This window comes from Chelativorans sp. J32 (assembly GCF_000518985.1).
Lineage (GTDB): Bacteria > Pseudomonadota > Alphaproteobacteria > Rhizobiales > Rhizobiaceae > Chelativorans.
In genome coordinates this window covers 1-24,950 of the sequence record NZ_JAEQ01000013.1, presented here as the reverse complement: position 1 = coordinate 24,950, position 24,950 = coordinate 1, and the positions used below count along the sequence as shown (strand labels likewise).

Below are 24,950 nucleotides of genomic sequence, written 5' to 3'. Positions count from 1 at the left end.
CCGGCCGCGCCAGGTGCGGCCGGCACCACGCCCTGGCGTTGATCCGCGTCAGATGAAACCCGCAGAAGCAGACAAGAAACCGACGCCGTGATTGCCTACATAATCCGCCGACTGCTGCTCTTCATTCCCATGGCGGTGGGAATGGTGGTGGTGACCTTTGGCCTCCTTCTCATCATTCCAGGTGACCCGGCTTCCGTCCTTCTGGGACAGGAGGCGTCGCCGGAGGCAATCGAGCGGCTGAGGGATTCCCTTGGCCTCAACGATCCCTGGTATGTGCGGCTCTGGGACTATTTCGCCAATCTCCTCTCTGGTGATTTCGGCACATCCATATTCCAGAACCAGCCGGTTGCGACGATCATTCTCGGCAGGCTCGGAGCGACCCTGGAGCTGGCAGTCGCAGCTCTTGTGATCGCCACGGTGCTCGGCCTCGCCATGGGTGTGATCTCTGCCATGCGGCAGGGCTCGATCGTGGATACGGTGACCATGATCTTCGCCCAGCTCGGCGTTTCCATGCCCGTTTATTGGCTTGGCCTGCTGCTGATGCTGGCTTTCGCGGTCCAGCTCGGCTGGCTGCCGGCGATCGGTCGCGGGCCCCCGCTACCGGAAGCTTTTTGGGCAGCTCTCACCGGCAAGCCGCAGGTATTGATGGATTCGCTCAGCCATCTTCTTCTGCCGGCGCTTGCGCTCTCGGCAATGCCGGCCGCGATCATCTCCAGGCTGACCCGCACATCCATGTTGGAGATGCTGCGCGAGGACTTCGTCCGCACCGCCTATGCCAAGGGCCTGCGGCGACCGCGGGTGATCATCCGCCACGTGCTGCGCAACGCGCTTCTGCCCGTCCTGTCGGTGATCGGCTTGCGCTTTGGAATGCTTCTGGGGGGCGCCGTGCTGACGGAATCGATTTTCGCCTGGCCGGGGCTCGGCCAGCTCACGATCACGGCTATTTCGCAGCGTGACCTGCCGCTGATCCAGGGCATCGTGCTGACCTTCGCCCTGATCTTCGCGCTCGTGAACCTGATTGTCGACCTGCTCTATGCGGCGGTCGACCCACGTGTGAGGCTCGGCTGAGATGCGCCTGCCGAAACCGCTTCGTAATCCCTCCTTCGTCATCGGCGCGGCGATCACGCTCTTCATCGTCGGCTGTGCCGTTCTTGCGCCCTATGTCGCCCCTTATGGGGTTGAGCAGATGGATATGCGCAACCGATTTGCCGGCCCCAGCCTGGAGCACCTGCTGGGTACCGACAATTTCGGTCGCGACCTTTGGAGCCGTATGGTGTTCGGGGCGCGTATCTCGCTCATCATCGCCGTGGTCTCCGTTGGCGGAGCTGCCCTGATCGGAACGGTGGTGGGCCTCGTTTCCGGCTATTTCGGTGGGTGGGTAGACCTGGTGCTTGGCCGCATCACCGACATCTTCCTCGGTTTCCCGGCCATCATCCTGGCGCTCGCGATAGTCGCCGTCCTCGGCCCCGGCATCATGAACGTCTCGCTCGCTCTGATCGTGGTTTTTTGGACGGAATATGCGCGCGTCGTGCGAGGCGCAGCCCTCGTATTGCGCGAGCAGAATTATGTGCAGGCGGCACGCGCGCTGGGCGCCAGTCCGTTGCGCATCATTTTCCGCGAAATCCTCCCCAACGCGCTGGGACCGATCATCGTGCTCGCCTCGCTGGGACTGGGAACCGCCATCATTTCCGAGTCCGCCCTTTCGTTCCTAGGCTTCGGCCTTCCCCCACCGGCGCCGACCTGGGGATGGACGCTGTCCTACGGCACGCGGTTCATGCGCGACGAGCCATGGCTCGCCATCGTCTCGGGGGCCGCGATCATGATCACCGTGCTCGGCTTCAACCTGCTCGGTGACGGCCTGCGCGATCTCTTGGATCCCCGCCAGCTTTCACGCGGCGGTGGCGAGCGGCGAAACGACTGAATTTCCAACCATCCATTTCACGAGGAACAAGAAAAGATGGTCAAATCGACAAGAATCCTGCGGCCGAAATTTACGACCCATGCGGACGGCTCCGACGCCGTGCTGGTGATGCACGAGCTGGTCGGCGAAACGGACGGGCCGACGATCGGTCTCTCCGCAGCGATCCACGGCAACGAGAATACCGGCGCGCAGGCCATGGTCGACATCTACCGCGCCATCAAGGACCTGCCGCTCAAGGGGCGCATCCTTATGCTGCCGGTGGCGAATGCCCGCGCGATGGCGGTCAACCACCGCTTCACCCCGATCGACGAGCTGAACCTCAACCGTGAATTCCCGGGCAACCGAAGCGGCAACTATACCCAGCAGCTTGCCGCCGCGATCACGTCGGAATTCCTGGAGAAGATCGATGTCCATATCGACCTTCACGCCGGCACGGACCGGCCCACGGTCGATTACGTCTACATCTGGAATGACGAAGCGCTGTCGCGATCCTTCGGCTCCAAGATCCTCTACCGGCCGGCGCCCGACAAGGACGGCACCGTATTCACCGGTACGACGAAGGCCGTGACACTCGACAAGCGCGGGATACCGTCGGTGGTTGTCGAGCTCGGCGGCGGCATCGTCGACCAGACGCCTTATGTCCAGCGCACGGTCGACGGCGTGCTCAACATGCTCCGCCATCTCGGCGCCATCCCCGGCGACGTGAAACCCGCGCCGAAGCAGGTGGTGGTGGACGAGATCGCGGGCATCCGGCCGACACAGGGCGGCTGGCTCGAGCCGCTTTGCCCACCACTTGGCGAGGTGATCGAGAAAGGCCAGCTCCTTGGCCGGGTGGTCAGCCCCTACACTTTCGAAACGCTTGAAGAGATCCCGACGCCGTTCGAGCGTGGCATCATGATCCTGTCACACCTTTCCCGAAACCTGGTGGAAAGCGGCGACTACGGTTTCATGGTGGGCAACCTCGCGCGGGCCACGGACTAAGATACAGGACAAGGTCATGACGACGCCCGCCACCATGCCTGCGGATCGAAAGCCGGTTCTCTCCGTCGAGGACCTGCAAATTCGCATCCGCGGCGAACACGGACCGTTCACGGTCGTTTCCGACATGAGCCTGGCCGTGGCGGCGGGCGAGACCTTGTGTATCGTCGGGGAGTCCGGCTGCGGCAAATCGATGACGGCGCTTGCCCTCCTCCGCCTCCTGCCGGAGGCAGCCGAGATTGCCGGCGGCCGCATCAAGATCAATGGCCGGGACATCCTCAAGCTCAACGGCCACGATGTGGAAGATCTGCGCGGCGAGGAAATCGCCATGATCTTCCAGGAGCCGCTGACCGCCCTCAACCCGGTCATGACGATCGGCGACCAGATCGCCGAGACTGTCCGGCAGCACCGGAAGGTGAGCGCTTCCGCTGCGATGGCGCGCGCCGTCGAAGCACTGAAGCTCGTACAGATGCCGGATCCCGAGCGGCGCGCCCGGCAATATCCTCACGAGCTTTCCGGCGGCATGCGCCAGCGTGCAATGATCGCGCTGGCACTCGCCTGCGACCCGAAGATCATCGTTGCGGACGAGCCGACGACCGCGCTTGACGTGACCATCCAGGCACAGATCCTGGGCTTGATTGCTGACCTGCAGAAGCGCCTAGGCTCGGCGCAAATCCTGATCACTCATGACCTCGGCGTCGTTGCCGAGGTGGCGGACCGGGTGATCGTGATGTATGCGGGCCGCAAGGTCGAAGAGGCGTCGGTGTACGACCTCTTCGACCATCCTATTCACCCCTATACGAAAGGGCTCATGGGGGCGATTCCCCGCGGGCGCGCCTCCGAGAGGCTAACGGATATTCCCGGCACGGTACCCCCCATGTGGGATCTGCCCAAGGGCTGCGCTTTCGCGCCGCGATGCCCGGGTGCATCCGCCCGCTGTCTCGAGGAGCGGCCGCCCTTCGAGGAAAAGCGACCCGGCCACTTCGCCGCCTGCTGGGAGCATGACGATGTCTGAAGCGCCTCTCCTCCAGGTCGAAGGGCTGACGGTTCATTTCCCCATCCGCAAGGGTGTCCTGCAGCGGCAGGTGGGAACGGTGCGCGCCGTCGACGGCATTGATTTCACGTTGAAGCGCGGCGAGACGCTGAGCCTTGTCGGCGAGTCCGGATGCGGAAAATCAACCACCGGGCTTGCGTTGATGGGGCTCGTCAAAGCCACAGGCGGCACCGTAACCTTCGCGGGCGAGCGCATTGCCGGCTTGCGAGGAGCCGCACTGCGTTCGTTCCGCCGGCGCGTGCAGATCGTCTTCCAGGATCCGTTCTCCTCTCTCAATCCGCGCCAGCGCGTGCGCGACATTATTCGCGCGCCTCTCGACATCCATGGAGTCGGCACGCCGAAGGAGCGGCGGAAGCGGGTTGCCCAGCTTATGGAGCGGGTCGGCCTCAGGCCTGATCAGGCGGACAACTTCCCGCACCAGTTCTCCGGCGGTCAACGGCAGAGGATCGGCATCGCCCGTGCACTTGCGCTCGAACCCGAGATCATCATCTGCGACGAGCCGGTTTCGGCTCTCGACGTTTCGGTCCAGGCGCAGATTCTCAACCTGCTGGCCGATCTCCAGCGCGACCTGGGCGTCTCCTACCTGTTCATCTCGCACGATCTCGGCGTGGTGGAGCATATTTCCCGCCGCGTGGCCGTGATGTATCTGGGGAAGATCGTCGAGATTGCCGACCGTGACGCGCTCTTCGCCAGTCCCACCCACCCCTACACCGAACTTCTGATGAAATCGGCGCCGTCGCTCGACCCGCGTCAGCGCCGTATTTTCAGCGCAAGCAGCGATTTTGTGCCGAGCGCAACGCGGAAGCCTGCGGGTTGCCCGTTTCACCCGCGCTGCCCCCTCGCGACGGAGAAGTGCACGACCGTGGATCCGGCGCTGACGTCGAGGGACGACGGGCGCCTCGTGGCCTGCCATCATCGCTGAACGGAGTTTCTGATGACCAGCATTCTTTTCACCAATGGCAAGGTGCTTGATCCCGAGGGGGGTGTCACCAAGAGCGGCCTGGACGTTCTTGTCGAGAATGGTCGCATCAAAAGCGTGGGCTCGGGCCTGGACGCCCCTTCAGGAACGCGCCGCATAGATCTCGCCGGGCGCACGCTGATGCCGGGTCTCATCGATTGTCACGTGCATGTGGTGGCCGAAACGCTGGATCTCTGGGCGAACATCATCGCGCCCACCTCGCTTGCGGCGCTGCGCTCGGCACGCGTCATGGAAGAGGCTCTGCAGCGCGGCTTTACCACGCTTCGTGATCTTGGCGGGGCCGACATTGGCTTGGTGCGGGGCGTGGAAGAAGGTCTTATCGGTGGTCCGCGCCTGATCATCTGCGGCAAGGGGCTGACGACCACCGGCGGCCACGCCGACCTGCGGCGGCGCACGGACGACCGGCCAGGCATGATGTCGGACCGGCTGGGTTCGATGGGTTATGTGGTGGACGGCGTGGATGCCTGCCGGGCAGCCGCGCGCGAGATGATCAAAGGCGGTGCCCGGTTCATCAAGATCATGGCCAATGGCGGCGTTTCCTCGCCCAACGACCCGATCGAGTCGATCCAGTTCTCGCGCGAGGAGATCGCTGCGATCGTCGAGGAAGCAGAGAACGCCAATATATATGTCTCGGCGCATCTTTATACGGATCGGGCCATCCGCCGGGCGGTCGAGCTTGGCGTCCATTCGTTGGAACACTGCAACCTGATCGAGCCGGAGACGGCCCGGATGGCGGCCGAAAAGGGCTGCATCGCCGTGCCGACGCTGGTGGCCTATGAGGCGCTGCACCTGGAAGGCAAGCGCTTCGGCTTCGGAGAGACCGAGTTCTCCAAAATCGACGTGGTGCGCAATGGCGGCCTGAGATCGCTCGAGATCATGCGCGATGCCGGCCTGAAGATGGCTTTCGGCTCCGACCTGCTCGGCGAATTGCGCAAATATCACTGCATGGAGTTCGAACTTCTGGCAAAGGTCCTCACGCCGGCCGAGATTATCCGTTCGGCGACCGTGATCGGCGCGGAACTCTGCGGCTATGCCGGCAAGCTTGGCGTGATCACGCCGGATGCGCTTGCGGATCTGATCGTGGTCGATGGCGATCCGCTAGAGAATATCGCCCTTCTGCAGGACGATGGCGCACATATCCCGCTGGTGATGCGCGACGGCCTCATCCTGAAGGATCGCCTGAACTGAAGCCCGGACGCCGGACCCACCGGCGCCGGCCTCTGATCGAGGTCAATCCTTCCGCCCCTTCTCAGCCTCGTAGCGCGCCTTGGTTTCGGCGTTCATGGGATAAAGACCGGGGAGCGGCACGCCCCGGTCCACCTCCTTCATGATCCACTCTTCCATGCGCTCTTGCTCCGGAGCCTCCGCGACCACTTCGTCAAGCAGGGCGGCCGGGATCACGACGGCGCCGTCGTCATCGACCACGATGACATCGTCCGGAAAAACCGCAACGCCGCCGCATGCGATAGGCTGCTGCCAGCCCACGAATGTAAGGCCCGCCACGGACGGTGGTGCAGCGAAACCATTGCACCAGACGGGCAAGCCCGTGCCGAGTACGCCCGCGGCGTCGCGCATCACACCATCCGTCACGAGGGCCGCAACGCCGCGCTTCATCATGCGCGCGCAGAGAATGTCGCCGAAAATACCGGCATCGGTGACGCCCATGGCGTCTGCCACAGCCACCGCGCCCTCGGGCATATCCTCTATTGCCGCACGAGTGGAGATGGGAGAAGCCCAGCTTGCCGGCGTGGCGAGATCCTCGCGGGCCGGCACGAAGCGGAGCGTGAAGGCTGGACCGACGGTGCGCGGCTGGCCAGGCCTGATCGGCTTGGTGCCCCGAAGCCAGACATTCCGCAGGCCCTTTTTCAGCAGAATCGTGGTTAGCGTGGCCGTCGACACGTTTTTGAGCGTATCGATTACTTTTGTTTCCAAACCCATAACCCCTCCGTCAGCTCTAGGATCGCTTGGCAATTGCCGCAACCGGGCCGCTCGACCGTCCTGAGGCTTCGGGTTCTCGCTCGTGATGCCCCGGCCGTCAAGAAGAAGCCGTTTCGATCCTGCCGTTGCGGTCAGCGCACCGGCGTAGGGAACACGACGGGGCGTAAGTAGTTCGGGGGGTTCCATCAGGAGGCTTCCCATGAACTCCATAATCTATCTCATTGGCCTCATAGTCGTGGTGCTCGCCATCCTTTCCTTCCTCGGCTTGTCATAGGAGGACATGATGGCAACCACGACAAATCAGGCTGACCGCACCCAGCCCGCCCAAACCACCTCAGGTACGGCAAGCTCGCTTGGCGACACCGCTTCGACGATCGGCTCCGACATGAAGCAGGAGGCGAGGAACCGCGTCGAAGAGGCACGGGGTGCGACTTCAGAAAGCTTGCGGGCGTTTGCCGAGGCAGTAAGGCACGCCGGCGACGAGCTGAAAGACAAGGATGAGGGTCCTGCTTCGCAGCTTCTGTCCCAGGCCGCCAGCGGGCTTGAGCAAATTTCTAATGCGATCGGCCAGAAGCGGCTGGATGACCTCGTCGGTGACGTCAGGCGCTTCGGACGCGAGCATCCGGGTGCTTTCATGCTCGGTTCGGTGCTCGTGGGCGTGGCGTTGGGCCGGTTTGCCCGAAGCGCCGCCCCGACAACGTCGCATGAAACAGCCATGGATCAGCAGGACAGCCTAGAGCCGTTACCGGATAGGCGGAGCCCGATGCCGGGAGGTAGCGATGTCTTCTAATGATGACCCGCGCGGAATTACAACCTTGATATCGGACCTGGCAGACCAGGCCTCGACGCTTGTAAGGACTGAATTCGAGCTTCTTCGCACCGAAATGTCGGAGAAGCTCGGACAGGTCAAAAACGGGGCAATCGAGGTGATTGCCGGCGCCATCTGCCTCATGGCCGCCCTGCTGGTTCTTTTGCAGGCCCTTATCGTCGCGCTTGCGCGCCTCGGCCTCGGGCCCGCATGGGCATCCCTTTTGGTCGGAGTCGTCGTCGCGATTCTGGGCGCCATCCTGGTCAGGACGGGAAGCTCGAACATGTCGGCGAGCAATCTGACGCCCGATCGGACACAGGCGCAATTGGATCGGGATGTGCGGACAGTAAAGGAGCAGATCCGATGACGCAGAAATCATCAGCCGAACTGGAGCGCGAGGCCGAAGCCGTCCGCAGCAGGATGAGCGAAACCGCCGAGACGCTCCAGCGGAAACTCTCTCCCGGCCAACTCCTCGACGAAATCGGCACGTATTTCAAGAATTCCGATGGTGCCTTGGCCCTGGACAATCTGAAAACCCAGGTCAGGGACAATCCGCTGCCCTTGGCCTTGGTCGGCGTCGGACTGGCTTGGCTTTTCATGGGGGGTGGCCCGAAAGCCGATACGTTGCGGCACAAGATGAGCGGCAGCGGCACTTATCCGAACACCGACGGAAGCTGGCCCGAGGAATCCTACGGCACGTCTTCCTTCGGCTCCGAAACATCTTCGGAAAGCTCGGCGACGAGCGCATTGCATTCAGCGAGCGAGCGGGCGCACGCGGCAGGTCAATGGGCGAGCGATGCTGGCCGACACGCATCTTCTCGCGTTCGGGATGCGGGAAGCAACCTGCAGAGGATGGTAAGCGACACGCTCGACCAAGAACCGCTCATCATCGGGGCGCTTGGAATGGCCGTGGGCGCCGCGATCGGAGCCATGCTGCCCACGACCAGAGCCGAGGAGCAAGTTCTTAGGCCCTATGGGCAGAAGGCGCGCGAAAGCGCGATGGATGCGATGAATAGTGGGCTGGAACAGGCGAAAAGCGCTGTTTCCGAAACCGTTCATTCGGCAACCGAGGAAAGCAGCAGCACCCAGGATTCGCTCACTGAGCGTGGCCAGCAATAGCCGGCAGAGAGTGTGACTCATCTGCCCGGCGGTATATAAGCGATTCGTCAAACCGGACGGATCGCAGATGTACCGCCTCGAACCGCGAAAAATAGCCTATCTCCTCATCGTGCTCGTGGTCGCCCTGGCCATCTGGTGGTTCGACCGCTAGCTCCCTTGCGATGAAGCAGCAAATCGAGGACTCTCGGCAGTGGGCCGGGGTCAACGAAGGGAGATGCTTGATGAGATTGCCGCTGCTCGCCGCCCTGCTATTTCTGGGAGCTTCCATTTCGAACGCTGTTGCCGAAGACTGCGCCGAGCCCGAAGACCAAGCCACAATGAACCAATGCGCGGACAAGGCCTACAAGGCAGCGGATGCGCGACTCAATACCGCGTATCAGAAAATCGTGGCACGCCTGGATGAGGATGCGAGAAAGCTTTTGACAGGAGCACAGCGCGCCTGGATCGCCTACCGGGACGCGGAGTGCCGGTTCCAGACCTCCAATGCCGCAGAGGGCAGCATCTATCCGGCGGTTCTGTCAGGCTGCATGCAAAGCCTCACCCAAGCTCGCCTAAAGGACCTCGAAACCTATCTCTCCTGTCAGGAGGGCGATCTAAGCTGCCCCGTTCCGGCTGCCAGATGATCCATAAGTACGATTAGGACGCCGACTACTCCATCGAGGGAACTGTTGCTCCTCCTCATGGTTGAAGAGCAGACGCTTCAATCTGGAGGCCAAAATGAGACAGAAACCGTCAGCGTCGCTCTGTGGGATGCTCGCGGTCGCGATGATGATCGGGACCGCAGCGCCGGCCATGAGCGCTCCTCTCAAACTTCCACAGGCTGTGGAAGCCACTCCCAACATCATCAAAGTCCAGGACCGCCGCTTCGACCGGGATCGCGATTTCAGATACCGCGACGATCGCCGTCGCGGCTGGGACAATGACCGCTTCGAGCGTCGTGGCGATGGTGTATATTGGCGTGGCCACAGGGGTTTCCGCGAGCGCCGGCCGGGATATCGCGAATATAATGGTTGGTGGTTTCCGCCTGCCGCATTTGCGCTCGGGGCTATTATCGGCGGCGCCATGAGCCAGGGCCAACAGGCAAGGCCCGCCGGCAACGCCCATGTCCAATGGTGCTACAACCGGTACAGATCCTATCGTCCATCGGACAACACATACCAGCCTTACAACGGGCCGCGTCGCCAGTGCGTATCGCCTTATAGCTGACCGCAGGGGTCCGTGCTGCCTCGGCACGGACCCGCCTCTCTGGAACCTCAGCCTAACTCTGCGGTTTGGCGGCATGGTTCTGGAACAAGTCCGCCGGGTCACGACCAGTCTGGGCACGTTAAGCGCGCGTCCTGGGGCATTCGTAGTCCTGGGCAGCTACACGGTTCTATGGATCATCATCCAGCCGGAGACGCTGGACTGGCACGGATTTGCCACCCTCGTCACCTGGGCCATGACGCTCTTCATCCAGCGTGCCGAGCACCGCGATACCCAGGCGCTTCAGGCCAAGCTGGACGAGCTTCTTCGCGTTCATACGCGTGCGCGCAACGATCTTACCAAGCTGGATCAGGAAGAGCCCGAAGTCATCGAAGAGCATCGGGCCCATCAGCAGATTTCGGAATGAACGACTCTGAGCGCGCGCCAAGAGGCATCCCGTGATACAGTTCAAGGCCTAGCCGGAGGAGAGAGACATGCAGTGCCCACTAGACGGAGCTGAACTCGTGATGAGCGAGCGGCAAGGAATCGAAATCGATTATTGCCCTAAATGCCGCGGAGTCTGGCTGGACCGGGGAGAACTCGACAAGATAATAGAGCGGACCGCCGACGACGCGCCATCCGCTCAATATGGACAAAGACCGCAAAGCCAAAGCAGGGATCATTACGGCGACCGGGACCATGGCGCGCAGCGTCCTTATAAGAAGAAAAAGTCCCTGCTGGGCGAAATCTTCGATTTCTGATCAGGTATTCGGTGCGGAAGAAGTGAAAAAGGGCGGCCAAAGCCGCCCTTCATTCTGATACGCCTCCGTTACAGCGCCGCACGTCCATTCGGACGCACAAGGACGCCAGTAAGTTATCGAATCGACGTATCGCGCTTATCGGGCCGACGCGTTCGGCTTCAAAAGCCGATCCGGTTCCAGCACTAGCGCCAGCGCTCATGCTCCACCCTTTTGCGGGCATCCTTCAATTCACGACGTTCTTCTCGGAGTTCGCGGCGAGCGTCGCGAACATCGCGCCTTTCATGTCGCAGCTCTTGCCGGGCATCGCGGAAGTCCCGCCGCTCCCAGCGGTCGCGATCACGGTAGAACGGCCGCCCGCGATAATGATCGTCCCAGTATTTGCCGAATGAGAAAGTGATCACGGGGGCGCGAAGCGCGGTGACAGCGTGGGTGCCCGTATAGCGCCGGCCACGATCGATGAATGCAAGATAGTTCGATGACATCCAGCCGCGCTGGCGGCCATAACTCACATCGCACCACGACCGGCTGTTCAGGCATCCGTGAACTCTGACGCCCTCGCCCGCGCCGACCACATTGACCGCGGGATAAGCGGTGGAGGGACCTGCCCGAAGATTGACATTGGTGGTCGCGACCGCGGATGCGGCCATGGCCGCACCGGGCGCAAGTAGCGTTGCGAGAATGGCAACCGCACCGAGAGACTTATACGACATACGAACCTCATTTCTGGTGATGGGCCGCCGAAGCAGGCCAGGAAACGAGGCGGTTTTAAACGGTCCCGAATGAGCACAGGATGAACAAGCCGTTCATGAGAAAGGCATCAAGTGCCCGCTCGTTTGCGGCAGTATCAGGAGGCGGCGCGGACGTCCCGGGCCGCCTGTTGAAGAGAAAGGAAGGCCCGATATCGTGCCTCATGCTCCGCGGCGATCGCGCCGCCGGCAGGCTGGTAATCAGCCGATGTTCCGGACATGGAGCCCATAGCGGTAACGATGTCCGGATAGAGACCCGAGGCGACGGCACCAAGAATTGCTGCGCCGAGCAACACAGGCTCTTCGACTTGGCTGCCCAAGACCGGGCGTCCGGCCGCATCGGCCAGGATCTGGCGCACGAGGGGGTCCTGCCCCGCTCCACCGCTAATCATGATCCGCTCGACAATGGCCCCTGCCCTGTCCTGTGTTTCCAGGATTTGACGCAGGCCGTACCCTATGCCGCAAATGCCCGCGATATAGAGAGACACGAGGCTTGAAACATCCTGTTCCATGCCGAGGCCCGCGATGACCGCACGCGCGTGCGGGTCGGCAAAGGGCGCGCGATTGCCGAGGAATTCCGGAACGACGTGAAGGCCGCGCGCAAGCATTGCGGCCTCGGACGGGTCGCTTACCGTCTGGCGCGCCCGCTCGGAAAGCCATCCCGGCAATGATGTGCCCGCTGCCTTCGCCTCCTGCTTCGCTTCGGCGGATGCCGGATGAAACGACAAGAGCTGGTCGATGGCTGCACCGGCTGCCGATTGGCCGCCCTCGTTGAGCCACATGCCCGGAACCATGGCCTGGAAATAGGGACCCCAAACGCCTGGGATGAAGACAGGGTCGCGAGTGGTTGTCATCGTGCAAGATGAGGTGCCGAAGACATAAGCGAGATTCTTTTCCGGCTCTCCATCCGCGCCCACGGTGCCGATGCCACCGGCATGCGCGTCGATCAGCCCCGCGCCGACCGGAATCCCCGGCCGCAAACCCAGTTCGGCAGCCGCTTCGCCGCTCAGCCCCTGCCCGACCGGAGTGCCGGGCGGAACCACAGATTGTCCGATGGGAGCGAAGTCCCGCTCGGGCAGGTCGCCCAGGCCAATCTTGCGGAAATAATCCGGATCCCAGCGGTTTTCATGCGCGAGATAGGTCCACTTGCAGGTGACGGTACAGGTGGAGCGCGAAAGGTCCCCTGTCGCCCGCCAGCTCAGAAAATCGGCCAGATCGAAGAATTGCCAAGCGGCATGGTAAGTGTCGGGCAGGTTCTCCTTGAGCCAAAGGAGCTTCGGGGTCTCCATTTCCGGCGAGATCACGCCGCCGACATAATCCAGTACCTTGTGGCGGGTCGCGTTGATCCGCTCCGCCTGCTCGATCGCCCGGTGATCCATCCAGACAATGATGTTGCGTTCGGGATTTCCACTCCTGCCGACGGGCAGCGGCCTGCCGCCATCTCCCAGGACGACAAGCGAACAGGTCGCGTCAAAGCCGATTCCGGCGACCAGAGACGGCTCGATGCCGGCCTTTGCCACCGCGCCGCGCACGGCCTCGCAAACGGCGGACCAGATGTCATTGCTCGATTGCTCGGCGATTTCAGCACCCTCCCGCCAAAGGGCTATGTCGCGCTTGTCTGCAGCGACCATCCTGCCATCCCGGTCGAAGAGACCGGCACGTGCGCTGCCTGTGCCGACATCTATGCCGAGCAGATAGGCTTCGCTACGGGCGAAAGAAGTCCGGTCCTGGGGCATTGGCGCTCCTGTGCGTCAGCCAGGCGGGGGCCCCCGCCGAAGGCGGCTTGTCTAGAGGTCCACGCTGTTCGGGAGAATGACGAGATCGCGAATGACCACGTTGCGCGGGCGCGTCAACATGAAGAGCACCGCTTCCGCCACTTCCTTCGGTTGCATCAGCGAGCCGTTGGCGAGCGCCTCCTCCATCTTGGCTTTCGGCCAGTCGTCGAGGAGGGCCGTCACCACCGGCCCGGGCAAGACTGCGCCCATACGGATGCCGTGTTGCGAAACCTGGCGCCGCGTCGCATGCAGGAAGGCCTGAACGGCGAATTTCGAGGCCGTATAGACCGGCTCCCAAACGACGGGCACCACGCCGGCAACCGACGAGGTGAAAATGATATCGCCCGTCCGGCGTTCTATCATGTGAGGCAGGACGGTACGGACGCAGCGGAACGCGGCGTTGATGTTCAGGTTGAGCATCCGATCCCAGGCATCGGGATCTCCCTCGGCCGCCGGGCCACCGACATAGGCCCCGGCATTGGCATGCAGGATGTCGAGCGGGCCTGCAATCTCGATGATCTTGTCGAGCATGGACGAGACCTGCGGGCCATCCAACAGGTCAACGACCAGAGGCCGGGCATTGGGGCCGAGTTCCTCGCAAAGGGCTTTCAGCCGATCCTCTGCCCGGTCGATCATGACGACGGTGGCGCCTTCGGCAAGGAGCGTGCGGGCGCATTCGAGGCCGATGCCCGATGCCGCGCCGGTGATGGCGGCGACCTTGCCCTTCATGCTTTCAGCCATTGTCTTTCTCCATTCGATTAGGATTAAGCGCGGCCATGGCTGGCGCGGGACTGGCGCGCAAGGGAATCCACGATCACCGCGATCGCAAGCACCGCGCCGGTGATCATGTAGCGGAGCGACGAGCTCAGATTGAGCAGCGTGAGACCATTCGATATGGACTGGATCACCAATATGCCGAGCAGCGCTGACCAGGCAGAGCCGCGTCCGCCGAACAGCGACGTGCCACCGATAACGGCGGCTGCGATCGCGTTCAGGTTCACGTCACCGGTGCCGGCTTGCTGGCTGGCCGATGCGAGGCGGGAGGCGGAAAGCACGCCACCCAGAGCGGCCAGCGTGGAGCAGAGCACGAAGGCCGAGAGCCGGATGCGGTTGACATTGATACCGGCGCGCCGCGCAGCCTCTGTGTTGCCGCCGACCGCGAACATGGACCGGCCCCATTTCGTGCGGGTCAGCGCGTAGTTCATCACGACGACCAGCACGACGAACAGGCCGAACATGTAGGGGATGCCACGCCCCTGGTTGAGATAGACCACCGCGATCAGCAGGGCCGCGGTAAGCACGCCCGCCTTGAACAAAAGAACGCTGATACCGGGGCTCGACAGATTGGCGGCGGCACGGGTGCGGATTGTGCGAAGGCCGAGAACGACCATCACCACACCTGGGACGATCGCCAGCACATAGCTGAGCCAGTCAGGCATCACCAGGATCTGTCCGAAACGCACGAGAGGCGAGCTGTAGGGGAGGTTGATGGAGCCGGTCGGCCCGAGGATGTAAAGCTGCAGGCCAAGCAACGCGAGGAGACCGGCCAGAGTGGACACGAAGCTCGGCATGCCGAAGCGGTTGAGGAATGTGCCGTAGATGAAGCCGACAACGGCGCCCGTGGCAAGAGCGCCGAGCACGGCCAATGGCAGCGGCGTGCCCATATTCACCCAAAGGACGCCGACAAGCGCGGAGGCAAGTCCGCTCATCGAGCCGACGGACAGGTCGATCTGGCCGAGCAGGAGCACGCAGACGATGCCGAGCGATATGCATCCGACAGCCGCCGCGTCGAAGAGAAGATTGACGAGATTGTTGGGCGCCACGAAGACCGGGTTCAGCGACGTGAAGACCGTAGCGATGAGGATCAGCCCGACCACGACGGGCAGCATGCCCAGATCGCCGGTGCGGATCCGGTCGATAAAGCCCCGGGCCATGCCGGCGAAACCTTCATCATGCCGAACCCGAACGTCGGCGCGGTCGAGTGCGGCGGAACGGCTCTCATGCGTCATGTTCAACGCCTATCTGTTCAGACTTGCGGGCACGGCGGCGCGAGACCGCATTTTCCGTTGCGCCGGTTATGGCCGCTACGAGTTCTTCGTTCGAGTTTTCGGTGGTGAACACGCCATTGTTGCGCCCGAGACGCAGCACGACGATCCTGTCGGCGACCGCGCGGACGTCCTCCATATTGTGTGAAATCAGGATGACGCCGTGACCGCGGTCACGCAGCCGCTCGATCAGGTTGAGAACCTCCGCCGTCTGCGCGACACCCAAGGCGGCGGTCGGCTCATCCAGCATGATGATCTTGGGATCGAGCAGAAGGGAACGGGCGATGGCGACGGTCTGCCGCTGGCCGCCTGAGAGCGAAGCGATCGGCTGACGCACGGAAGGGATACGCGCCGAGAGCTCGTTCAAGAGCGTCCAGGCACGAACCTCCATCGCCACCTCGTCGAGATGCCAGGGGGCAACCTCGTGCCCCAGAAAGAGATTGGCGACCACGTCCAGGTTCTCGCAAAGCGCCAGGTCCTGGAAAACGGTGGCGATGCCAAGCTCCAGGGCCTTTGCGGGCGTGTCGAGCGTCACTTCCCGGCCCATGAACTCGACCGTGCCGGATGTGGGTTGATGCACGCCGGCGAGAACCTTCACGAGGGTAGACTTGCCCGCACCATTGTCGCCGACAAGCGCCACCACCTCGCCCGCATGGATATCGAGATCGATATCGGCCAGCGCGGATACCGCTCCGAACTGCTTTGAAATGCCGCGCAGGCGCAGGATTGGCTCGCCTCGCGTCATGTTGCCGGGGGACACTGCGCTCATTCGCCCTTCCCTCCTTTCTCGGCCCTGCGCCCACGCAAACTCGATCGCGTGAGCGCAATGGTCTTCTTCAGGATAGCCGCTAGCGCGCGCTTACTTCAGGATTCCGAGCTCTTTGCAAGGCGCCTCATATTCGCCGGTGCAAATCTCCTCAGGCGTCTGGATGCCCTTGTCGAAGATCTCGGCCTTGATGTTCTCCTTCGTGACCACGGCCGGCACGAAAAGCTCCGACGGGGTATTATAGAGCGTGGTCTTCGCCTCGGGAGTCTCCCCCTTCAGGAAGGTTACCGCCACTTCCGCCGCTGCGCGGGCGACGATCTCGGAAGGCTTGGATATGGTATTGTACTGATCGCCGGAAATGATCAGCTGCAGCGCTGCAATGGTCGCGTCATTGCCGGTGACGGGCGGGAGCGGATTGACGCCAGCTGCCTTGAGGGCCGCGATCGCGCCGCCCGCCGTGCCGTCATTTGCGGCGACAATGCCCATGATTTCGGATCCGAAACGGGTGATCTGGCCGGCGGTCCACTCCTGCGCCTTCGGCGGAGCCCAATCCGGCGTGTCGTATTCGGCGAGCGTCTTGTATTCGGAGGCGTCAAGCGCCGCATCGATGCCGTCGCGGATCAGGCCAGCGGCGGCATCCGTCGGCGAGCCATTGATCTGAAGGACGCCGGATCCTGCGGGAACGCCCGTGGCCTTCAAATGATCCACGAGGGATTGAGCAATCGCCTGACCGATGCCCTTGTTGTCGAAGGAGACGTAATAATCCGCCGGGACATCGGGGATCGGACGGTCGTAGGCGATGACCTTGACGTCCTGCGAATGCGCAATCTCCACAAGGGCTGCGGCAGCCGCCGAGTCCACCGGATCGAGAACGACGATCTTCGCCCCTTGGGCGATGACCGAGTTGAACTGCTGCTGCTGCAGCGAGGCATCCGCATTGGCGTTCTGGTAGATCACCGTGCAGTCCGGGCAAAGCTCGTCCATTGCCGCCTTGAAGCCCGGGAAATCATGTTCTTCATAGCGGGTGGATGCCTGATCGGGCATCAGAAAGGCGACCGTCGCCGCCTCCTGTGCGGATACGGTGCCGGAAAGCGCGGCCATGGCCAAGGCTGAGGCGCCGGCAAACGTAAGGATCGTCTTCATGTCTGTTTCCTCCACATATCGCTCCAGCCCGAGAAGAGCTGAAATCATTCTTAAGGGGCTCCCGCGAGGAGAGGCTTCCCTGCCCGTGAATTTGTAACCGCCGTCCTGCAAGCCGTTTGGCCAGCATAGCCCGGTTTTCCATTGCACCATCGATTGTGCATACGTGCTCAATCGATGAAGCTAAGATTGTTGTTTCGTCGCTTTGGTGTCAAGATCAAATCGCGACATGAAAGGGTGAGCGCGTGGACAACGGCAGTGGCGCCGGCAATGGCGCCGGGAATTCGATAAAAAGGACAACGATTTACGACATCGCGGAAATCGCCGGGACCTCTCCCAGCGCGGTGAGCGCTGTCCTGAACGGCACCTGGAAGAAGCGCCGCATCAGCGAAAAGCTGGCGGAGCGGATTACCCGTATCGCAGAGGAACAGGGATACGCGCTTAATCTGCAAGCGAGCGTGCTGCGGCGGGAGCGCTCCAACATCGTGGGCATGATCATGCCCAAATACGACAACCGGTATTTCGGCGCGATTGCGGAGCAATTTGAGGCGCGCAGCCGGCAGCGCGGGCTCTTCCCGGTCATCACCTGCACGCAGCGCGAACCGGAACTGGAAGTGGAGGCCGCACGCGCGCTCGTTTCCTATCAGGTGGACCTGCTGATCGCCACCGGAGCGACGGATCCCGACCGGATCAGCGAGCTATGCGCGGCGGCAGGTATCAGGACGATCAATCTCGACCTGCCGGGAAGCCGCTCGCCTTCCGTTGTTTCGGACAATTTCGGCGGAGCACGCGACCTGACCCGCATCATTCTTTCCCGCATCCGCGCGGAGTTTGGGGTGCGCGAACCGCTCTATTTCATCGGCGGGCGCGCGAGCGATCACAATACCGCCGAGCGGCTACGCGGCTTTCGCGAAGCCCATGCCGAGTTGGGGCTCGAAGTGCCGGCGGACCAGATCATCATAAGAGGCTACGCGGCGGAGAAGGCCGAGGAAGCGCTTGAAACAATGGATCTGCCGGAGCGCTTCGGAATTTTCGTCAATTCCACCATCACGCTCGAGGGCGTGGTGCGGTGGATGCAGCGAAACAAGCGAGGCGGCAGATCCGGCCTTCGCTTTGGCTGCTTCGACTGGGATTCCTTTGCTGCCCGCCTGCCGGAGAACGTCGGGATGGCGGAACAGGACGTGCCGCATATGCTGGAAGCGGTGTTCGAGATGATCGACATGCAACCGTCGGCCAATATCCTCCGCAAGATTCCCTGCATCCTCCGCGTTCCCGATGAATGGAGCCGGACGGGAGAGGCTTTTCGGGAGGTGAACCTTGCCGGCTAAGACCGTCCGTCGACAGGCTGCCCTCAAGCCTCCTTTGCACTTTTTCGAGCTCGGCTGGGACGGGTGGACAGGTTGAGTGCGACGGCAGCGCGAACGAGCGCTTTCAATGCTTCCTCATCGATCTTGTCGCCTTCACGGATATCGATCGCCCGCCTGGTGTTGCCCTCCAGGCTGGAGTTGAAAAGGCTGGATGGATCCTCCAACGAGGCGCCCTTGGCGAAGGTCATCTTGACGACGTTCTTATAGGTTTCACCGGTGCAGATGATCCCGGCATGCGACCATACCGGCACCCCTCTCCACTTCCACTCCTCCACCACTTCGGGATCGGCCTCCTTGATGAGTGAGCGGATCCGGCCGAGGGTCTCGCCGCGCCAATCATTAAGTTCCTGGATTCTCGCATCGATCAGTTGAGAGGGCGACGCGCCGGTTTCCTTGCTACCCTTTTCCATCAATTATCGATTCCTTCGCGCTTTATAAGGACCGAGCACGCCCGCGGTCGCGCCTTCACATTTTTTCGCCGGGCAGCCGGCTAGCCTGCCTTATCCAATCGGCAAGCTGTGCTTCATCCAACTGGTTTTCGTAAACATCAAGATATCGCACTTCCTTGTGCTTGGACTTGCCGGGCGGAAGGGGATCGAGCGAGCTTCCGCGGAAGAAGGTCACCTTGATGTATTTCGTGAAGCAATGAAAGGCGGCAAACCATCCCTGCCCCTCGATACCATAAAAGGGGAATTCCACTTGACTGCCTTGCTCACCTCGGGAACGACGCTCGTGATGATCTGGTCGATGCGGCGGCCGACATCGCTTTTCCAGCCGGGCATGGCCGCGATATAGGCCTGCACAGGAGCGTCTCCGTAGCCCTTGGGAATTTGAGGATTGCCACCCGCGAGGAGCACCGGCTTTGCGGCCACCTCAGAACCGGGGGCTTCCCCCTTGTTTTCGGGGCTCCCTGCTCGGGGCTTCTCGTTGGCCATCGCATTCGCTCCATTCGTGGACAGAAACGAGGATACCGCGATTTGGAATCAAGTCGACCCGCACTCCCGTGCGGCCTTGGCCGCGGCAGCCAATCCGGCTCCAAGGATCATCGTATCGCTGGCCAATATAAAAAAGCTGATCCCCCGCGCAGACCAGGCGTCGATATCCTCAGTCGACGGACGGAAGATGCCCACGGCCTTCCCGGCATCGCGCGCCGCTTCCGTGATCCTGCCGATTGCAGCATTGAGCTCTTCGGCGCCCGGCCTGCCGCCGGCAGAGAGGGAGACAGACAGGTCTCCCGGGCCGATAAAGATCATGTCCACGCCCTCGACACGAACGATCTCGTCGATATTCGCGAGCCCCTCCGCCGTCTCGACCTGAACGGCCAGGAGAATATTCAAGTTGGCCGTGTCGAGGTAATCGGGGATGCGGTACCCGTAGCAGGATGCGCGCCCCGGCCCGACGCCCCTTTCGCCCAAGGGCGGATAACGCGTGGCAGCAACCGCGCGCCGCGCCTGTTCTGCCGTTGCGATCCGCGGGACGAGCACACCTGCCGCACCTGCATCGAGCACGGAAGCGATCCATTCCTGCGCATGCCCGGGAACGCGCACCATTGCAGGAATCCGATGCACATCGGAAGCGCGAATGAGGTCCTCGATATGCTCCCGGCCGATCTGGGAATGCTCCCAATCAATGCAAAGAAAATCCACGCCTGATGAAGCGATAATCTCAATTGCGACGGCGTGTGGGATCGCCGCGAATGTCCCGATGAGCCGCTCAGATTCGAGACATTTTTGACGAAAGCCGGGCATGAAATCCTCCTCACCATTGAATCACCTGCGCAGGCCTCAATAACTCAGAGCCTTTCACAACGCACGCTGAGTCCGGCATCGGCGATAGAAGCAGCCGATACCGATCGCAACCGATGAGCTCTTCCTGATGGAAGCTTGAGGCTGCTCACCTTTGGCGAGCCGGCCAAATACTGCGCATAGGCGCACAAAAACAGTCGCGTGCCCACAGTTGGGGTCGCATTAGCCGGCGCTGACTTGATGGAGAAAGCTGGTACTCCCAAGGGGACTCGAACCCCTGTTTCCGCCGTGAGAGGGCGGCGTCCTAGACCGCTAGACGATGGGAGCGCTCAGAAGCCCGCGATATAGTCGGGATCAGCAGGAATTGCAACAGCCTCCAACCGCTTCTTCGAATATTCCGTGGAGCCGGTTCCAAATGCTCCTGCCGATCGCCACGAAAACCGCGAATGCGCGGCGCGGCCCCTGAGGGAAACCCCGCCGCGTGGCAGCATCGACGACAATCGCGCCGGAGCCGTCAATACGAGCACTCGTTCGCCGAGAGGGTTTTGCGGCCTGGATATCAAAAGGAACAGGCGCAGCCGGCAAACCATCGCTTGCGCGAAGCTGATTCTTTCCCGTCTGCGATTATTCCTTTAGCTTCGGCTCACCATTCGCCACCACCGCCCAAGTCTGGCGCAGGTGGCATGGGCGGTATGGACGGCGAGGGAGGCTCGGGCGATACACGAGTGGTTGCGGCCTCAGACCGGCGCCTTTCGGCTTCTGCTTCCGCTTCCGCGCGCCGGCGCCTTTCGGCATCCGCTTCCGCTTCGGCGCGCCTACGCCTCTCTTCCTCGACCCCTGCGCGTCGGCGCGATTCTTCTTCTGCCTGCATGCGCCTGCGGGCTTCTTCTTCAGCTTCCGTGCGCCGGCGCCGCTCTGTCTCTGCCTCCATCTCAGCGCGCCTGCGGCTTTCCGCCTCGGCTTCTGTCCGCTTCCGAAACTCGTTCCTTAGATCATCGAGACGACGGTTTGCAGCTTGAATTTCCTCCTGACGGCGCCGGTTTGCAGCTTGTATCTCGCGCTGCATGGAAAGCCTCTGCATACAACTTGCAAACCGCTCACTGCCTTCACGATGCCCGTAACTTAGGCAACGGTCCCGATCCGACATGGTTGCCTGCCTCCATGCCTCCTCTACAGCGGCACAGCCCGGAAGAGTAAGGCCGACAAGAAGAGCGGCCAAAATATGTGAACGACCCATAAAACACCTATAAATTAAGTAGACTATGAAATTACGTCAGCTTATCGGAGACTATATACGGAGAACGCGTGAGTTATTGATAAAGGATATTTATATAATTGAATTATCTGGCGTCGTATTGCTCATCCTGCAGTATACCTTGAGCAGAGGCTTGAGCGGCGACATCTGCGACTCATGGACGGCATGCACCGGCTGGCGTCCAGGCTTCGAACAGAGGCGAAGCCAGCTTCTCCCGACGCAAGGCTATCGGGTTCTCATATCGTGTAGCCGGTGGGGATGCCGCCCCAAGCTTCGCTTAGTGTCCTTCGCCCGTCACCGAGAAACGTCCGATTATCTGCCTCGCCGGAATGTCGTAGAGGTAGATCGCTTGGCTTTCGTCGGCGAGTGCCACAAGCAGCGTGAGCCTGTCTCCCGCAGCGGAATGCGAAATGATGCGGGCTCCCGCAGGCAGAGGGATCGTGCCGGAGATCATCTCACCCGAAGGGACGGTGGGTACCGCGGATATTTCTCTTTCGGCAGGCTTCTCGCTCACGGATTTGTAGACAAGCGCCAACACCACGGCCATAACCGCGGCGAGCAAAATGCCGAGATTGATGACCATGAAGCGAACCAGTTTGCGGCGCACGCGCTCCGTGGCGGGGTCGAGCGGTTTCTCTTCATCAGGTTCGAGCGAGGCATCCGGCCCGGCCATGGGTTCTTCCAATCGTGAGAGAAATCGGAAATGAGTGGTCCTGATAGCGAAGCCGGCGCGGGATGGAAAGAGTTGCGGGCAGATGAAGGATCCGCAGGCAAGAGACTCGACCAGTGGCTTGCGACGGCACTCGCACCGGAATTCTCCCGCAGCCGCATACAGGCCCTCATCCGCGAAGGCGCGGTAACGCTTGATGGCCGGGTGGTGAGCGAACCCAAGCGAAAGGTTTCGATGGACGAGACCTACCGGATCATCCTGCCCGAGCCGGAAACGCCGGAACCTCAGGGCGAGGACATTCCGCTTGAGATCCTCTACGAGGACGACGCCCTGATCGTAATCAACAAGCCGGCCGGCCTGGTGGTTCACCCCGGACCGGGCAATTGGACGGGCACGCTGGTGAACGCCCTCATCCACCATTGCGGCGAAAGCCTTTCGGGGATTGGCGGGGTGCGCCGGCCGGGAATCGTGCATCGGCTCGATCGCGACACGAGCGGCGTGATGGTGGTGGCCAAGAGCGACCATGCCCACCGCCTGCTCGCCGCAGCTTTCGCGGATCACGGACGAGACGGCGACCTCGAACGCGCCTATGTCGCGCTTGTTTGGGGGGCTCCCCATCGCGCATCCGGCACCATCGATGTTCCCCTTGGCCGTTCCTCGAGCGACAGGACGCTTCGTTCCGTGGTGCCCGCCGGACGCTCCGATGCGCGCCATGCAGTCACTCACTTCACGGTTCTGGAACGGTACGGCCCCGGGAATCCTGGAGAGCAGATCGCCTCGCTTGTCGAATGCCGGCTGGAAACCGGACGCACGCACCAGATCCGGGTCCACATGGCGCATATCGGCCACCCGCTTCTGGGCGATCCCGATTACGGACGCGCGTTCCGCACCAAGGTCAACCGCCTTCCGCCGGAGCTGGCGCAAAAGGTCGCCACCTTTCCCAGGCAGGCCTTGCACGCGCGACTCCTTGCCTTCCGCCACCCCGAAACTGGAAGGCTGATGCATTTCGAAGCCCCAATTCCTGACGATATGAGGGAACTTCTCGACGGTTTCGCCAGTTTGTGATCACGGAATGCGGATTGATACCGCGAGCCCGGTAACGTATTGTTGACCGGCGTAGGAAGCTTTTATTTCTCCGCATTTGTCCCTATATAGGCTATGTGTCGTGGTGCGCACCGGTGCGGCCACGCGTCCGCCCGCCTCTAGGGGGCGAAGAAAGGAGGGTGCTAAATGGCCCAGACATTGCCAAGCATTGTATCTGGCGAGGGTGGTCTCACCCGCTATCTCGAGGAAATCCGTAGATTTCCCATGCTTCAGCCGGAAGAGGAGTACATGCTCGCGAAGCGTTATCACGAGCATGGCGACACCGACGCCGCGCATAAGCTTGTAACCAGCCATCTGCGGCTCGTGGCGAAGATCGCCATGGGATATCGCGGCTATGGCTTACCCATCGGAGAAGTCATCTCCGAGGGTAATGTCGGCCTCATGCAGGCCGTCAAGAAGTTCGAACCCGAACGCGGCTTCCGCCTGGCTACATATGCGATGTGGTGGATCAAGGCGGCTATTCAAGAATATATCCTGCGCTCGTGGAGCCTCGTGAAGATGGGCACCACGGCGAACCAGAAGCGGTTGTTCTTCAACCTCCGCAAGGTGAAAGGCAAGATTCAGGCTCTGGAAGAGGGCGACCTCAATCCGGAGCAGGTATCGGAAATCGCCACACGGCTCAATGTGAGCGAAGACGAGGTCATTTCAATGAACCGCCGTCTTTCGGGCGACGCTTCCCTCAACGCGCCGATCCGCGCAACCGAGGGCGAGTCCGGAGAGTGGCAGGACTGGCTTGTGGACGAACACGAGAACCAGGAGGAGATGCTGGTTGAGCAGGACGAATTGGAGTCGCGCCGGCGCATGCTGGAAGACGCCATGGGAGTCCTGAACGATCGGGAACGCCGGATCTTCGAGGCTCGCCGGCTTTCCGACGATCCTATGACGCTGGAAGAGCTTTCCGGCGAGTTCGACATCAGCCGCGAACGCGTGCGTCAGATCGAGGTGCGCGCCTTCGAAAAGGTGCAGGAAGCGGTGAAGGCCTCCGCTAAGCGTCAGGCCCAGGCGCTCCGCACCACCCAGACGCAGAACGAAGGACAGCATGCTTCCGTCTGAAGCTGTCTTGCCTGAAACTGCAGCGCGATGACATTGAAAGCCCTCCCATCCGGGAGGGCTTTTTCTTAGAGCCTTTCAGGTTTTGACGGAAGCGTATCCTGCATTGACGAAGTAGTTACTGCATTCGCTGGGCTGGATTGAGGAGACAAGGCCGCCGATGTGCCGCCATGTCTCCTCGATGGTTCGCTTCTGGGCCGCACGCATCCAGTGCTTGATCTTGGCGAAGGCCTGCTCGATCGGATTGAGGTCGGGCGAGTATGGGGGCAGATACCAGAGCCTTGCGCCGGCGGCTTTGATCATCTGCCGGACGGCGGCCGACTTGTGAGAGCCGAGATTGTCCATGACGACGATGTCGCCTGGTTTAAGCACCAGCACGAGTTGCTGCTCGACATAGGCGCGGAAACACTGGCCGTTGATCGGTCCGTCGAAGACGCAAGGCGCCGTCAGCCGGTCGTGGCGCAAAGCGCCGAGGAAGGTCAGCGTGCGCCAGTGGCCGTGCGGGGCAAAGCCGCGCAGGCGCTTGCCGCATGGTCCCCAGCGGTAG

Annotated in this window: 27 protein-coding genes, 1 tRNA gene and 1 pseudogene; 16 read left to right on the top strand and 13 right to left on the bottom strand. The window is 61.9% G+C overall.

Annotated elements, in window-relative coordinates; translation table 11 throughout:
* Positions 1 to 87 precede the first annotated feature (87 nt).
* Genes CHEJ32_RS0116150 through CHEJ32_RS0116125 form a run of 6 tightly spaced genes read left to right on the top strand, consistent with a single transcriptional unit; the run spans position 88 to position 6,120 of the window.
* A complete protein-coding gene (locus CHEJ32_RS0116150) occupies positions 88 to 1,068 on the top strand; it encodes an ABC transporter permease (RefSeq protein ID WP_028034713.1) in 981 nt (326 codons plus the stop codon).
* 1 nt (position 1,069) lies between these two features.
* Positions 1,070 to 1,921: an ABC transporter permease gene (locus CHEJ32_RS0116145; RefSeq protein ID WP_028034712.1), complete on the top strand. Its 852-nt coding sequence runs from the start codon at positions 1,070 to 1,072 to the stop codon at positions 1,919 to 1,921.
* A 36-nt stretch (positions 1,922 to 1,957) separates the two neighbouring features.
* Positions 1,958 to 2,902 (top strand): succinylglutamate desuccinylase/aspartoacylase family protein, encoded by a 945-nt coding sequence (locus CHEJ32_RS0116140; RefSeq protein ID WP_028034711.1) that lies wholly within the window; start codon positions 1,958 to 1,960, stop codon positions 2,900 to 2,902.
* Between the two features lie 16 nt (positions 2,903 to 2,918).
* Complete coding sequence (locus CHEJ32_RS0116135) at positions 2,919 to 3,914, top strand: ABC transporter ATP-binding protein (RefSeq protein WP_245261144.1); 996 nt, start codon at positions 2,919 to 2,921, stop codon at positions 3,912 to 3,914.
* Positions 3,901 to 4,875 carry an oligopeptide/dipeptide ABC transporter ATP-binding protein gene (locus tag CHEJ32_RS0116130; protein ID WP_028034709.1) on the top strand — a complete coding sequence of 325 codons (975 nt, stop codon included), beginning with the start codon at positions 3,901 to 3,903 and terminating at the stop codon, positions 4,873 to 4,875. The genes CHEJ32_RS0116135 and CHEJ32_RS0116130 overlap by 14 nt, the downstream gene beginning before the upstream one ends.
* Positions 4,876 to 4,887: 12 nt before the next feature.
* Positions 4,888 to 6,120 carry an amidohydrolase family protein gene (locus CHEJ32_RS0116125; protein ID WP_028034708.1) on the top strand — a complete coding sequence of 411 codons (1,233 nt, stop codon included), beginning with the start codon at positions 4,888 to 4,890 and terminating at the stop codon, positions 6,118 to 6,120.
* A 42-nt stretch (positions 6,121 to 6,162) separates the two neighbouring features.
* On the opposite strand, the gene CHEJ32_RS0116120 is transcribed toward CHEJ32_RS0116125, so the two are convergent.
* The gene (locus CHEJ32_RS0116120) at positions 6,163 to 6,870 is read right to left on the bottom strand and encodes a ribonuclease activity regulator RraA (RefSeq protein WP_028034707.1); all 708 of its coding nucleotides are present in this window, start codon (positions 6,868 to 6,870) and stop codon (positions 6,163 to 6,165) included.
* A gap of 283 nt (positions 6,871 to 7,153) precedes the next feature.
* Here CHEJ32_RS0116120 and CHEJ32_RS25065 point away from each other — a divergent pair, with 283 nt between their 5' ends.
* The 7 genes from CHEJ32_RS25065 to CHEJ32_RS0116080 all read left to right on the top strand — a co-directional run bounded on the left by CHEJ32_RS25065 (position 7,154) and on the right by CHEJ32_RS0116080 (position 10,740).
* On the top strand, positions 7,154 to 7,660 hold the full coding sequence (locus CHEJ32_RS25065; protein WP_051469709.1) for a hypothetical protein: 507 nt from the start codon (positions 7,154 to 7,156) through the stop codon (positions 7,658 to 7,660).
* Positions 7,650 to 8,045, top strand: a complete 396-nt coding sequence (locus CHEJ32_RS0116110) for a phage holin family protein (RefSeq protein WP_028034706.1) — start codon at positions 7,650 to 7,652, stop codon at positions 8,043 to 8,045. The genes CHEJ32_RS25065 and CHEJ32_RS0116110 overlap by 11 nt, the downstream gene beginning before the upstream one ends.
* The gene (locus CHEJ32_RS25060) at positions 8,042 to 8,797 is read left to right on the top strand and encodes a DUF3618 domain-containing protein (RefSeq protein ID WP_051469708.1); all 756 of its coding nucleotides are present in this window, start codon (positions 8,042 to 8,044) and stop codon (positions 8,795 to 8,797) included. Before CHEJ32_RS0116110 ends, CHEJ32_RS25060 begins: the two co-directional genes overlap by 4 nt.
* Positions 8,798 to 9,018: 221 nt before the next feature.
* Entirely contained in the window at positions 9,019 to 9,420 is a 402-nt protein-coding gene (locus CHEJ32_RS0116095; RefSeq protein ID WP_028034705.1) for a lysozyme inhibitor LprI family protein, read from the top strand.
* 94 nt (positions 9,421 to 9,514) lie between these two features.
* Entirely contained in the window at positions 9,515 to 10,003 is a 489-nt protein-coding gene (locus CHEJ32_RS0116090; protein ID WP_028034704.1) for a BA14K family protein, read from the top strand.
* Between the two features lie 73 nt (positions 10,004 to 10,076).
* A complete protein-coding gene (locus CHEJ32_RS0116085; protein ID WP_028034703.1) occupies positions 10,077 to 10,406 on the top strand; it encodes a low affinity iron permease family protein in 330 nt (109 codons plus the stop codon).
* A 67-nt stretch (positions 10,407 to 10,473) separates the two neighbouring features.
* Positions 10,474 to 10,740, top strand: a complete 267-nt coding sequence (locus CHEJ32_RS0116080) for a zf-TFIIB domain-containing protein (protein WP_028034702.1) — start codon at positions 10,474 to 10,476, stop codon at positions 10,738 to 10,740.
* Between the two features lie 182 nt (positions 10,741 to 10,922).
* Here CHEJ32_RS0116080 and CHEJ32_RS25055 read toward each other — a convergent pair whose 3' ends face one another.
* From CHEJ32_RS25055 to CHEJ32_RS0116050, 6 genes are all read right to left on the bottom strand, one after another.
* Positions 10,923 to 11,450, bottom strand: a complete 528-nt coding sequence (locus CHEJ32_RS25055; protein WP_034658636.1) for an SH3 domain-containing protein — start codon at positions 11,448 to 11,450, stop codon at positions 10,923 to 10,925.
* Between the two features lie 134 nt (positions 11,451 to 11,584).
* On the bottom strand, positions 11,585 to 13,222 hold the full coding sequence (locus tag CHEJ32_RS0116070) for an FGGY-family carbohydrate kinase (protein ID WP_028034701.1): 1,638 nt from the start codon (positions 13,220 to 13,222) through the stop codon (positions 11,585 to 11,587).
* A 51-nt stretch (positions 13,223 to 13,273) separates the two neighbouring features.
* Positions 13,274 to 14,002, bottom strand: a complete 729-nt coding sequence (locus tag CHEJ32_RS0116065) for an SDR family oxidoreductase (protein ID WP_028034700.1) — start codon at positions 14,000 to 14,002, stop codon at positions 13,274 to 13,276.
* A gap of 23 nt (positions 14,003 to 14,025) precedes the next feature.
* On the bottom strand, positions 14,026 to 15,270 hold the full coding sequence (locus tag CHEJ32_RS0116060; protein WP_028034699.1) for a sugar ABC transporter permease: 1,245 nt from the start codon (positions 15,268 to 15,270) through the stop codon (positions 14,026 to 14,028).
* Positions 15,260 to 16,075 carry an ATP-binding cassette domain-containing protein gene (locus CHEJ32_RS0116055; protein WP_028034698.1) on the bottom strand — a complete coding sequence of 272 codons (816 nt, stop codon included), beginning with the start codon at positions 16,073 to 16,075 and terminating at the stop codon, positions 15,260 to 15,262. Before CHEJ32_RS0116055 ends, CHEJ32_RS0116060 begins: the two co-directional genes overlap by 11 nt.
* Positions 16,076 to 16,165: 90 nt before the next feature.
* Positions 16,166 to 17,215 (bottom strand): sugar ABC transporter substrate-binding protein, encoded by a 1,050-nt coding sequence (locus CHEJ32_RS0116050; RefSeq protein ID WP_028034697.1) that lies wholly within the window; start codon positions 17,213 to 17,215, stop codon positions 16,166 to 16,168.
* Between the two features lie 242 nt (positions 17,216 to 17,457).
* Between CHEJ32_RS0116050 and CHEJ32_RS0116045 the strand changes: the two genes are divergently transcribed.
* Positions 17,458 to 18,540, top strand: a complete 1,083-nt coding sequence (locus CHEJ32_RS0116045; RefSeq protein ID WP_051469707.1) for a substrate-binding domain-containing protein — start codon at positions 17,458 to 17,460, stop codon at positions 18,538 to 18,540.
* Positions 18,541 to 18,563: 23 nt separating this feature from the next.
* Here CHEJ32_RS0116045 and CHEJ32_RS0116040 read toward each other — a convergent pair whose 3' ends face one another.
* From CHEJ32_RS0116040 to CHEJ32_RS0116010, 5 genes and pseudogenes are all read right to left on the bottom strand, one after another.
* Positions 18,564 to 18,989, bottom strand: a complete 426-nt coding sequence (locus CHEJ32_RS0116040; protein WP_034658621.1) for a DUF1801 domain-containing protein — start codon at positions 18,987 to 18,989, stop codon at positions 18,564 to 18,566.
* Between the two features lie 55 nt (positions 18,990 to 19,044).
* Positions 19,045 to 19,514: pseudogene (locus tag CHEJ32_RS25050) on the bottom strand (DUF1801 domain-containing protein).
* Between the two features lie 48 nt (positions 19,515 to 19,562).
* Positions 19,563 to 20,327 carry an HpcH/HpaI aldolase/citrate lyase family protein gene (locus CHEJ32_RS0116030; RefSeq protein WP_028034694.1) on the bottom strand — a complete coding sequence of 255 codons (765 nt, stop codon included), beginning with the start codon at positions 20,325 to 20,327 and terminating at the stop codon, positions 19,563 to 19,565.
* A 248-nt stretch (positions 20,328 to 20,575) separates the two neighbouring features.
* A tRNA-Glu gene (locus tag CHEJ32_RS0116025) sits at positions 20,576 to 20,651 on the bottom strand.
* 1,205 nt (positions 20,652 to 21,856) lie between these two features.
* Complete coding sequence (locus CHEJ32_RS0116010; RefSeq protein WP_028034691.1) at positions 21,857 to 22,252, bottom strand: hypothetical protein; 396 nt, start codon at positions 22,250 to 22,252, stop codon at positions 21,857 to 21,859.
* A 30-nt stretch (positions 22,253 to 22,282) separates the two neighbouring features.
* Here CHEJ32_RS0116010 and CHEJ32_RS0116005 point away from each other — a divergent pair, with 30 nt between their 5' ends.
* Together CHEJ32_RS0116005 and rpoH are read left to right on the top strand one after the other, a co-directional pair.
* On the top strand, positions 22,283 to 23,314 hold the full coding sequence (locus tag CHEJ32_RS0116005; protein WP_028034690.1) for an RluA family pseudouridine synthase: 1,032 nt from the start codon (positions 22,283 to 22,285) through the stop codon (positions 23,312 to 23,314).
* Positions 23,315 to 23,479: 165 nt separating this feature from the next.
* On the top strand, positions 23,480 to 24,406 hold the full coding sequence (gene rpoH / locus CHEJ32_RS0116000; protein ID WP_028034689.1) for an RNA polymerase sigma factor RpoH: 927 nt from the start codon (positions 23,480 to 23,482) through the stop codon (positions 24,404 to 24,406).
* A 75-nt stretch (positions 24,407 to 24,481) separates the two neighbouring features.
* On the opposite strand, the gene CHEJ32_RS0115995 is transcribed toward rpoH, so the two are convergent.
* The coding region (locus CHEJ32_RS0115995) for an IS630 family transposase (protein WP_028034688.1) at positions 24,482 to 24,950 on the bottom strand (469 nt) is incomplete at its 5' end.

What these genes read in the sequence shown, in the direction of transcription:
- CHEJ32_RS0116110 (WP_028034706.1), top strand. Translation starts at nt 7,650, where the DNA reads ATGTCTTCTAATGATGACCCGCGCGGAATTACAACCTTGATATCGGAC.
- rpoH (WP_028034689.1), top strand. Translation starts at nt 23,480, where the DNA reads ATGGCCCAGACATTGCCAAGCATTGTATCTGGCGAGGGTGGTCTCACC.
- CHEJ32_RS0116130 (WP_028034709.1), top strand. Translation starts at nt 3,901, where the DNA reads ATGACGATGTCTGAAGCGCCTCTCCTCCAGGTCGAAGGGCTGACGGTT.
- CHEJ32_RS0116050 (WP_028034697.1), bottom strand. Translation starts at nt 17,215, where the DNA reads ATGAAGACGATCCTTACGTTTGCCGGCGCCTCAGCCTTGGCCATGGCC.
- CHEJ32_RS0116125 (WP_028034708.1), top strand. Translation starts at nt 4,888, where the DNA reads ATGACCAGCATTCTTTTCACCAATGGCAAGGTGCTTGATCCCGAGGGG.
- CHEJ32_RS0116030 (WP_028034694.1), bottom strand. Translation starts at nt 20,327, where the DNA reads ATGCCCGGCTTTCGTCAAAAATGTCTCGAATCTGAGCGGCTCATCGGG.
- CHEJ32_RS0116145 (WP_028034712.1), top strand. Translation starts at nt 1,070, where the DNA reads ATGCGCCTGCCGAAACCGCTTCGTAATCCCTCCTTCGTCATCGGCGCG.
- CHEJ32_RS0116140 (WP_028034711.1), top strand. Translation starts at nt 1,958, where the DNA reads ATGGTCAAATCGACAAGAATCCTGCGGCCGAAATTTACGACCCATGCG.
- CHEJ32_RS0116065 (WP_028034700.1), bottom strand. Translation starts at nt 14,002, where the DNA reads ATGGCTGAAAGCATGAAGGGCAAGGTCGCCGCCATCACCGGCGCGGCA.
- CHEJ32_RS0116070 (WP_028034701.1), bottom strand. Translation starts at nt 13,222, where the DNA reads ATGCCCCAGGACCGGACTTCTTTCGCCCGTAGCGAAGCCTATCTGCTC.
- CHEJ32_RS25060 (WP_051469708.1), top strand. Translation starts at nt 8,042, where the DNA reads ATGACGCAGAAATCATCAGCCGAACTGGAGCGCGAGGCCGAAGCCGTC.
- CHEJ32_RS0116085 (WP_028034703.1), top strand. Translation starts at nt 10,077, where the DNA reads ATGGTTCTGGAACAAGTCCGCCGGGTCACGACCAGTCTGGGCACGTTA.
- CHEJ32_RS0116055 (WP_028034698.1), bottom strand. Translation starts at nt 16,075, where the DNA reads ATGAGCGCAGTGTCCCCCGGCAACATGACGCGAGGCGAGCCAATCCTG.
- CHEJ32_RS0116060 (WP_028034699.1), bottom strand. Translation starts at nt 15,270, where the DNA reads ATGACGCATGAGAGCCGTTCCGCCGCACTCGACCGCGCCGACGTTCGG.
- CHEJ32_RS0116040 (WP_034658621.1), bottom strand. Translation starts at nt 18,989, where the DNA reads ATGGAAAAGGGTAGCAAGGAAACCGGCGCGTCGCCCTCTCAACTGATC.
- CHEJ32_RS25065 (WP_051469709.1), top strand. Translation starts at nt 7,154, where the DNA reads ATGGCAACCACGACAAATCAGGCTGACCGCACCCAGCCCGCCCAAACC.
- CHEJ32_RS0116005 (WP_028034690.1), top strand. Translation starts at nt 22,283, where the DNA reads ATGAGTGGTCCTGATAGCGAAGCCGGCGCGGGATGGAAAGAGTTGCGG.
- CHEJ32_RS25055 (WP_034658636.1), bottom strand. Translation starts at nt 11,450, where the DNA reads ATGTCGTATAAGTCTCTCGGTGCGGTTGCCATTCTCGCAACGCTACTT.
- CHEJ32_RS0116095 (WP_028034705.1), top strand. Translation starts at nt 9,019, where the DNA reads ATGAGATTGCCGCTGCTCGCCGCCCTGCTATTTCTGGGAGCTTCCATT.
- CHEJ32_RS0116010 (WP_028034691.1), bottom strand. Translation starts at nt 22,252, where the DNA reads ATGGCCGGGCCGGATGCCTCGCTCGAACCTGATGAAGAGAAACCGCTC.
- CHEJ32_RS0116120 (WP_028034707.1), bottom strand. Translation starts at nt 6,870, where the DNA reads ATGGGTTTGGAAACAAAAGTAATCGATACGCTCAAAAACGTGTCGACG.
- CHEJ32_RS0116090 (WP_028034704.1), top strand. Translation starts at nt 9,515, where the DNA reads ATGAGACAGAAACCGTCAGCGTCGCTCTGTGGGATGCTCGCGGTCGCG.
- CHEJ32_RS0116080 (WP_028034702.1), top strand. Translation starts at nt 10,474, where the DNA reads ATGCAGTGCCCACTAGACGGAGCTGAACTCGTGATGAGCGAGCGGCAA.
- CHEJ32_RS0116135 (WP_245261144.1), top strand. Translation starts at nt 2,919, where the DNA reads ATGACGACGCCCGCCACCATGCCTGCGGATCGAAAGCCGGTTCTCTCC.